This window comes from Poseidonibacter sp. (genome assembly GCF_041821165.1).
Lineage (GTDB): Bacteria > Campylobacterota > Campylobacteria > Campylobacterales > Arcobacteraceae > Poseidonibacter.
The window spans coordinates 1-8550 of the sequence record NZ_JBGUES010000097.1 but is presented as its reverse complement, the minus strand read 5'-3'; the positions used below and the strand labels follow the sequence as shown (position 1 = coordinate 8550).

Genomic DNA, 8550 nt, shown 5'->3' with positions numbered 1-8550 from the left:
ATATTTAAGAAAGAGAGATTTAATTATGAAAAATTTAGGCTTAGTAAGAAACACAGTTTTATTAGTTTTGTTTTCAGTTTTATTCACAGCTTGTGCTAATAAATATGAACCCTTAGAAACTGTAAAAAGTGTTGATATAAAAAAGTATTCAGGTACTTGGTATGAAATAGCAAGATTTGAGCATTTCTTTGAAAAAGGCTGTAAAAATGTAACTGCCTCATATAGTCTTAAAAGTGATGGCGATATAAAAGTAATCAATCGATGCACCCTAATAGAAAACAATAATAAAAAAGAAGCAATAGGTACAGCCTACGCAGTTGATGAAACAAACTCAAAACTAAAAGTGAGTTTCTTTAGACCTTTTTATGGTGATTATTGGATTCTAGATTTACAAAAAGATTATGAATACGCAGTAGTAGGAAGCCCATCAAGAGAATATCTATGGATTTTAAGTAGAAGCAAAATATTGAATGACAATGTAAAAAATCAAATCAAAGAAAATATAGAATTGCTAGGTTTTGATAGTAATAAACTTTTATGGACTATTCAGGATTGATTTTGCTTGTTTTTTTGTTTGTAAATTTGTATATTTAAATGAATCAAATATAGTTTAGAAAAATACAACAATAAGTTAGTTAAATAAAAGGGGTTTATTTTGGTGCAGATGATGAGATTTGAACTCACACGACTTTCGCCACGAGCCCCTCAAGCCCGCGTGTCTACCATTCCACCACATCTGCATGTATTTGTTAAAAGGACTTAATAGTCGCATTTAATCTAGTAGTATATTTATAAAAAGATTCGAATAATATCCTAAAAATAATTAAGTAGAAATAAAAAAAGGCCAAGAGTAAAACTCTTGACCTTTAAATATTTTATAAAAACTAAAGTTCTATAAATTACCCTAAAAATGGGTTTGCATATAAAGCAATCATAGCAATTACAAGTGCGTAAATAACTTGTGCTTCGATCATCGCTAAAGCAATGAACATAGTAGTCATTAATTTTCCACCTAAACCTGGGTTTCTAGCAGTACCAGCAATAGTTGCAGCAGCAGTGTTACCCATACCGATAGCACCACCAAGTGCAGCAAGACCAAGACCAATACCAGCAGCAACTACTGAGTAAGCTTTTAAAGTTTCGTTTGCAACTGCACCATCAGCAGCGAAAGCAGCACCAGCGATAGCTAGCATTAATAGAACGATTTTTTTCATTTTATTTCCTTAAAAAAATATTGTTTTCAAAGTCTGTTCGGATAGCGTAACCAGTTTATAAAAACTAGCAATAACTACATAAATGCAATTATTTCCCTACTAAATACTTTGTAGGCGTGATTATAATAAAAGTTTTATTATAAAAAGATAAATTATTCAAGTTATTTATTTTTTTATAGCTTTTTATGTTATAATGATATTAGTTATTATTAAAGGATTTACCATGAAAAAGTTATTTTTAGGCCTTAGCGCATTAATTATTACAACAATTCTAGCAATTTATATAGTTTTATTTACACAATCAGGAAATGATTTTGTAGCTTCATATATAGAAAAAACAATCAATAAAGACCAAAAAGACGTAGGATTTAAGATTAATGATTTTACATTAACTATGAATTCAATCAATTTTTATGCAACAATAAAAAATGACTCAAAAATAAGTATTTCAGGTGATTTAGAATTATTTAAAAAAAGAGTTGATTTAAAGTATGATATAAATATAAAAGATTTATCAGCACTTCAAAATATCACAAAACAGAAATTAAATGGACCATTTTCTACTTCTGGAACATTTGTAGGAGATACAGTATTATCACAAATCAAGGGTATCTCAGATATTGCACAAAGTAAGACAAATTATGATGTTCAATTAAAAGATTTTAATCCTACAAATATTAATTTTGACATTAAAAATGCAAAAATTTCTAAACTTCTTTATCTTGGAAATCAACCTGAGTTTGCAGAAGGTGATTTAAATATCAAAGGAGATATTAAAAATACAAATATTCCTAATTTAGATGGAAATATTGCTTTAAATATTACAAATGCAAAAATATTAAACAAGACAATAAATAAAGAATTTAATCAAAATATAAAATCAAATATTGACTTTAAAACTACTATAAATGCACAATTACAAGCAAATAAAGCTTTAATAGATACAAATATTGATTCTTCACTTCTAAAACTAAAAACAACTAAAACAATCGTAGATTTAGTTTCAATGAAAGTAATAAGTGACTATAACTTAGATATTGATGATTTAAGTAAATTAAAAACAATAATCAACAAAAAACTAAATGGTAGCTTTTCTACAAGTGGGGATATTGTTACAAATAATGGAATTATTAAAATCGATGGAAAATCAGATGTATTTCAAAGTCTTACAACGTATGATATAAAAATGAATAATTCAAAACCTGAATATGTGAAATTTCATATTACAAATGCAAAAATAGAAAAATTACTTTCATTTATTGATGAGCCAGTTTATGCACATGGTGATTTAAGTATTGATGCAAATATTTTAAATACTGATGTAAAAAAATTAGATGGTACAATAAATACAAGAGTTGCAAATGCTAAACTAATAAACCCAGTAATAAATACTGTTTTTAATCAAAAACTAAAAGATACAGTAACTTTTGATTTAAATGCACAATCAAAATTACAATTAGATAAAGTAATCACAAAATCTACATTAACTTCAAGTTTAGCAAATGTTGATATTTCAAAAGCTGTATTTAATGTAAGTGATTTATCTTTAAATAGTGATTATCTTGTGAATATTGCAGATTTAAGTAAATTATACGATATTACAGCAACAAAAATGAGAGGAAAACTTTCAATTATAGGTGATATTAAAAAAGAAGAAAAACTACTTTTAGTAAATGGTAATTCAAAACTTTTAGGTGGTGTTTTAGACTTCACATTAAACAATGATAACTTTACATCAAAAATCAAAGATTTACAAATAAAACAAGTAACACATATGTTATATTATCCAGAAGTTTTTGATTCTACTTCTGCTTTAAATTTAAACTATAATTTATTATCTAAAAAAGGTAAATTAACAGGAAATTTATTAGATGGACATTTTTTACCTAATAACTTTTCAGGTCTATTAAATCAATTTGCAAAGTTTGATATTACAAGAGAAGTTTATAAAACGGTTGATATTGATTCAAATATTAACAATCTAGTATTAGATTCTGTAATTTCAATGAAAAGTAAAAACACACAAATTGATGTAGTTAAATCAATTTTAGACTTAGAAAAAAGTAAAGTAGATGCAGATATAAATGCAAAAATAAGAAATACAAACTTTTCATTTAATGTAAAAGGAAATACTTCTAGTCCTAAGATTTCATTTGATAGTAAAGATTTATTAAAAGATCAAATTAATAAAGATAAGATAAAAGAAAAACTAAATAAAGCAATTACAAATAAGTTAGGTGAAGAAAAGGCAAAAGATTTAATAAATAACTTTAAATCTCTTTTTTAGAAACTTACAAACAACAATAAAACTATTAAATTTGAGAACTCAACTTAAATTTAATAGTGAATTGTGCTCCTAAATACTCTTTATCTTCATAAGTAGTTTTTACATTTTCAATTATAAGTTCGCCATGCATATGTTTAGTTATAATCTCTTCTGTCATATATAAACCAATTCCAGTACCCTTAGACTGATGTTTAGTTGTAAAGTAAGGTTCAATCACCTTATCAATAATATCTTCCTTTATTCCACCTGCATTGTCTTTTATAGTTATAACACCATAATTTTCAATTTGTTCAGCTTTTATATAAATCAATCTTGGTTCTGGGTGTTTTTCAAGTTCATCTTTTGCATTATTTAAGATATTTATTAAAGCTTGTATAAATTCATTTTTCAAACCAAAAATTTGAAATTCATTTATTTCTTCTATAATATCTATGCTTTTATTTTTAAACTCATCACCTGTTAATTTTAAGGCTTGTTCTAAAACTTCTTGAATACTAAATGAAATTTCTTCTTTATCTGATTTAAAAAAGTTTCTAAAATCATCAATAGTTTTAGATAAATATTGAGCAGTATCAGAGATAGTATCTAAAGACTTAACTAATGATTCATCATCTAAAGTATTAAGCTCTTTTTGAATCTTTGTACCACTTGCTAAAGTTGTAATTACAGATAGAGGTTGTCTCCATTGGTGTGCAATATTTGTGAGCATTTCACCCATTGCAGCCATTTTTGATTGTTGAGATACAATATGATTTTGTCTTGTATTTTCATCTAAATGATTTTGTATTTCTTCTTTATATTTTGTAAATTTCTCTTCTAATACTTTTGAAATATAAAAAGAAACTATAAGTAAAATAATTGTTAATATAGCTGTTATACTAAAAACATTAACTAAATATCTATTAAATTTATTATTAAGATATTTCTCTTTTTTTTCAATAATAGAATTTAATTCATCTTCATAAAAACCTTTTCCTATTATCCATTGCCAATTTTGTAAGCCTTTTACAAAACTTGTTTTTTCAGAATATTCATTTTTATTTTCTTTTATATTTTGTGAATATTGAAGATATCCTTCGCCATTTTTAGCAATTTTCACCATTTTAGTAATAGATTTATCTAGTTCTGTAAAATCGTTTGTTGAGGATGATTGTTTATTAACATATTCATCTTTTACATGTGATAAAAAATATTTATCATAATCAATAACAAAAAAATAGTTATCTGAACTTCTTGATAATTTTGAAATATAATCTAAAATATCACTTTTAACCATTCGTTCAAAATCAACAAAATACTCACCAGTTCCAATAAACCAATCAAGTGGTTCAAAGTATTTATTAAAACCTATTTTTTTATACTCTTTATTTAAATCATCAGGTTTGATATACCACCAAGTATGAAAACCTTCATTTTTATCTTTTGCTAAATTTACTAAATTTCTTATCAGATAATTTCCCTTACTATCTGTATAATCATAAAAGTTCTTACCTTCAAGATGTCTAGCAATGGGAATTAAAACTGCTTCATGATTCATAGTATAAATAAAATAGTAACCTCTTCCTTCATTAAACCGTATATTTACTAATGCATTTTTTATTAGTTTTTTTATTTCTTCTTTTGTTTTTGTATCTTTATTTTCATTATAAATTTTACTTACAATTGCATATGCTTCATAAACTCTATTTTTAATATTTTCTTTTAGTTTTATTTCTGTATCTTTTTGAGTTTTAATTATAAAGTCATATAGTTCATTAACTTGAGTTTTTATAATTTCTTTATGCTGAGATAAATATTCATTTTTAATATTTTTTTTCTCATCAATAAAAGTACTTTGTTTTTCAATATATAAAAAAAGTATAAATATAATAGCAATTGATATTATAAAAATAGGTGGACTATACTTAATAATATTGATAATATGTTTTTCATTTTTATAAATCATAAAAGATTCCTTTTAATACTCTGTTACATTCTATCGATAAAAGACTTATATTTTATCAGAATATTTAAAATAAATAATATTAATGTTTTGTCATAATTAATAAAAATACAATATTAAGAAATATATAATGCTATAAATTAACAATGGAGAGAAAAATGTTAAAAAGAGTTTTAGTAACAGGAGGAAATAAAGGAATTGGTTTAGCAGTTTCAAGAGCAATGCTTGAATTAGGTTATGAAGTAATTGTAGTAGCTAGAGATTTTTCAGATTTTCCACTTGGCGGTTTACCAAATATTAAAGAAATTGAATATGATTTATCAAATATCGAAGGTTTAAAAGAACTTGCAAAAGAAGTGGGTGAAATTGATATTTTAATCAATAATGCAGGATATATGCAACCAAAATATACATATGACAATTATCCAAAAGATGCAAAAGAACATATAATGAATGTAGATTTATATACACCAATTGAGTTAATGACTATATTTTCAGAAGATATGAAAAAAAGAGGTTATGGACGAATTGTAAATACAGCTTCAATTGCAGGACAAATCGGTCACCCTGATATTTGGTATGGTATCGCAAAAGCAGGACTTATCAATGCAACTAAAATATTTGGTAAAATTTTAGGAGCACATGGAATTACAGTAAATTGTGTAGCACCAAGTCCAACAGAAACAGATATGCAAAAAGATAATTCAGAAGAAAGAAAAGCAGAATTTAAAAAAACAGTAGCAACAGGAAGATTTGCAGAAGCAGAAGAAGTTGCAAAAGCAATGGTTTGGTTAGCAACTGAATGTCCAGAATATATTAATGGAATTTGTTTAGATATAAATAACTGTTCTTACCCAAGATAATAGTTTGTAAAATTCACTAGAAATAAGATTGTTTAAATATCTAGTGAATTTTATAATAGCTACTTTTCTAATAAAATATCAGCCCTACTTTTTAACTTTTTTTTATGTAAAAACTGTTTTTCTCTTTGAGTAAATTTTTCAGGTTTAAGTTCTTCTTGTATATCTTCTTTTATTTCTTTTTTGAAAATATTTCTTTTTTGTTCTTTTTTCTTATTTATATTCTCTTTATTTTTTACTTCATCATTTTTTTTAAACATTGTTAAAATCAAATATACAGAAAAAACAATATTAAATATAATCAAAGACCATTTACTAATAAGTACAATTTCTAAGAACTCTAGTTTATTTTTTATTTTTAAGTATTCAATAACATCAGAATAAATTGCATTTGCAAATAAAGCTACGATTAATAGCAATACTATAATAATTACACGTCTTCTAAATTTATATAAATAATACCAAAAAAATGCAGATTTTACTTGTTTAAACATTTATCAATCTTTTTATACAAATATATTTAAACCTAAAGCTGCAAGTGCTACAACTAAAGATTTTGTTTTTAAATCATCAACAATTTTTCTTTCTTCATCTTCAATAATTACTTCAAGTTGTTCATCAGTATAATCATCAAATGTCTTATGATTTTCCATTAATCTAGCTTTTGTTGAAAGTACAGCTTTTTCTCTTATTTTAGCAGAAATAGCATCTTTTAATTTTTGACTTTTAATTTTTGGATAATCAAATACTTTGTTAGCATTAGCTTTTATCATTTCTTTTATATTCATAATATTCACTTGTTTTTTATTGATTGTATCATTTATGTATTAATAAATAGATAACTAAATCATAATTCAGAAGCATTTTTAATAATATCAATTCCATATTTTGTTCTTAATTTTTGCATTTGATTAGTTAATTCTTTCTTTTTTAAATCATTTTCATATTCAAAAAGATTATAAGTATACTCATTAACTTTAGCAAAATTTGAAACAGTGATATTTAATTGAATAACACCATGAGTAGGATGAGTGTCATTACTAATAAATAAATTCTTCATAGACTCTTTAAAATCACTCTCATTAAATACTCTATTAACATTTATATAATTTTTTGATTTTAAAGAGTATTCATACTTAATCTTAATTGAGTATGTTAATGGGTTAACAGATTCCTTTTTAACTAAAAAACACAAATATCTACTTAGGATTATAACTCTTCTTATTAACTCTTTTCTTTCAAAAATACAATCAAAAGTACGACCTATTCCAATAGATTTTTTTTCTCTATCAATAATTAATTTATTATCTCTAATTCCACAAACTCTATTATATAATTCAATTCCAGGTTTCTTCCATGAGTAAAATAGTTCTCTTTTATTTTTTATATCACCTAAAGTTTTTATTCCATAACCTTTTAATCTTTCTTGAAAACTTTTACCAATTCCGGGAAATTTTGATATTGGAATATCTGCTATAAAATTTGGTATGTCTTTTTCACTTATATATTTTATTCCATCAGGTTTTGCATATTCTGTAATAAGTTTAGATAAAAATTTTGTTTTTGCAATACCAATAGATATAGGAAGTTTTAACTCTTCATAAATCTTATCTTTTAAATATTTAGCAAATTCAAGAACTTCATCTTCATTTATATATCCAGTAATATCACCAAAAAATTCATCAATTGAATATTGTTCAACTAATGGTATTTCATTAATCAGTAATTTTTTTAATTTTTCAGATAACTCATGATACAAAGGATAGTTAGGAGGAAGCATTTTTAAGTTAGGACATAGTACTAAAGCTTCATTTACACTCATTGCAGTTTTAACACCAAAAGAACGTGCTTCATAAGAACAAGTCGTTATTATTCCTCTAATTCTTTTATTTTCATCTACAAAGTACTCTTTAAAACTCTTTTGACCTTCATTTGTTAAAATAGATGATACAAAAGCTCCACTATTAGATGAAATTTTTCTTATCTCTTTTTCTGTAGAAAAGATATTAAGATTACTTCGTCCTCCAACCGCAACTGGAATATTAATTAAAGAACTGTCAATAGTTCTATGAGCAGAAACAAAAAAACAATCTAAATCTAAGTGTATAAACATACGAAATTATAACAGATAATATTTAGTAAAATTGAATATATTGCAAAATGAAAGGTAAATAAAAGTTGATAAAAGAAATAAAGTAAAAATATAAAAAGAAAAGAATCGAAAAACAACCTAAAAAAAAAGCTTAG

Annotated in this window: 8 protein-coding genes and 1 tRNA gene; 3 read left to right on the top strand and 6 right to left on the bottom strand. The window is 24.5% G+C overall.

Going from position 1 to position 8550, the window contains the following annotated elements:
* The first annotated feature begins 25 nt into the window (after positions 1–25).
* Complete coding sequence (locus ACERKK_RS08500; RefSeq protein ID WP_373772653.1) at positions 26–556, top strand: lipocalin family protein; 531 nt, start codon at positions 26–28, stop codon at positions 554–556.
* A gap of 100 nt (positions 557–656) precedes the next feature.
* On the opposite strand, the gene ACERKK_RS08495 is transcribed toward ACERKK_RS08500, so the two are convergent.
* Positions 657–740 (bottom strand) — tRNA-Leu (locus tag ACERKK_RS08495).
* 159 nt (positions 741–899) lie between these two features.
* Entirely contained in the window at positions 900–1214 is a 315-nt protein-coding gene (locus ACERKK_RS08490) for a F0F1 ATP synthase subunit C (RefSeq protein ID WP_079579822.1), read from the bottom strand.
* Between the two features lie 223 nt (positions 1215–1437).
* Between ACERKK_RS08490 and ACERKK_RS08485 the strand changes: the two genes are divergently transcribed.
* Positions 1438–3501 carry a hypothetical protein gene (locus tag ACERKK_RS08485; protein WP_373772652.1) on the top strand — a complete coding sequence of 688 codons (2064 nt, stop codon included), beginning with the start codon at positions 1438–1440 and terminating at the stop codon, positions 3499–3501.
* A gap of 25 nt (positions 3502–3526) precedes the next feature.
* Here ACERKK_RS08485 and ACERKK_RS08480 read toward each other — a convergent pair whose 3' ends face one another.
* Positions 3527–5446, bottom strand: a complete 1920-nt coding sequence (locus ACERKK_RS08480; RefSeq protein ID WP_373772651.1) for a cache domain-containing protein — start codon at positions 5444–5446, stop codon at positions 3527–3529.
* A 155-nt stretch (positions 5447–5601) separates the two neighbouring features.
* On the opposite strand from ACERKK_RS08480, the gene ACERKK_RS08475 reads away from it, so the two are divergent.
* Complete coding sequence (locus ACERKK_RS08475) at positions 5602–6306, top strand: SDR family NAD(P)-dependent oxidoreductase (RefSeq protein ID WP_373772650.1); 705 nt, start codon at positions 5602–5604, stop codon at positions 6304–6306.
* A gap of 59 nt (positions 6307–6365) precedes the next feature.
* On the opposite strand, the gene ACERKK_RS08470 is transcribed toward ACERKK_RS08475, so the two are convergent.
* The 3 genes from ACERKK_RS08470 to ACERKK_RS08460 are packed head-to-tail and all read right to left on the bottom strand — an operon-like array spanning position 6366 to position 8416.
* The gene (locus tag ACERKK_RS08470) at positions 6366–6797 is read right to left on the bottom strand and encodes a hypothetical protein (protein ID WP_373772649.1); all 432 of its coding nucleotides are present in this window, start codon (positions 6795–6797) and stop codon (positions 6366–6368) included.
* A 12-nt stretch (positions 6798–6809) separates the two neighbouring features.
* Positions 6810–7091 carry a hypothetical protein gene (locus ACERKK_RS08465; RefSeq protein WP_373772648.1) on the bottom strand — a complete coding sequence of 94 codons (282 nt, stop codon included), beginning with the start codon at positions 7089–7091 and terminating at the stop codon, positions 6810–6812.
* A gap of 59 nt (positions 7092–7150) precedes the next feature.
* The gene (locus tag ACERKK_RS08460) at positions 7151–8416 is read right to left on the bottom strand and encodes a DNA polymerase IV (protein ID WP_373772647.1); all 1266 of its coding nucleotides are present in this window, start codon (positions 8414–8416) and stop codon (positions 7151–7153) included.
* Positions 8417–8550 lie beyond the last annotated feature (134 nt).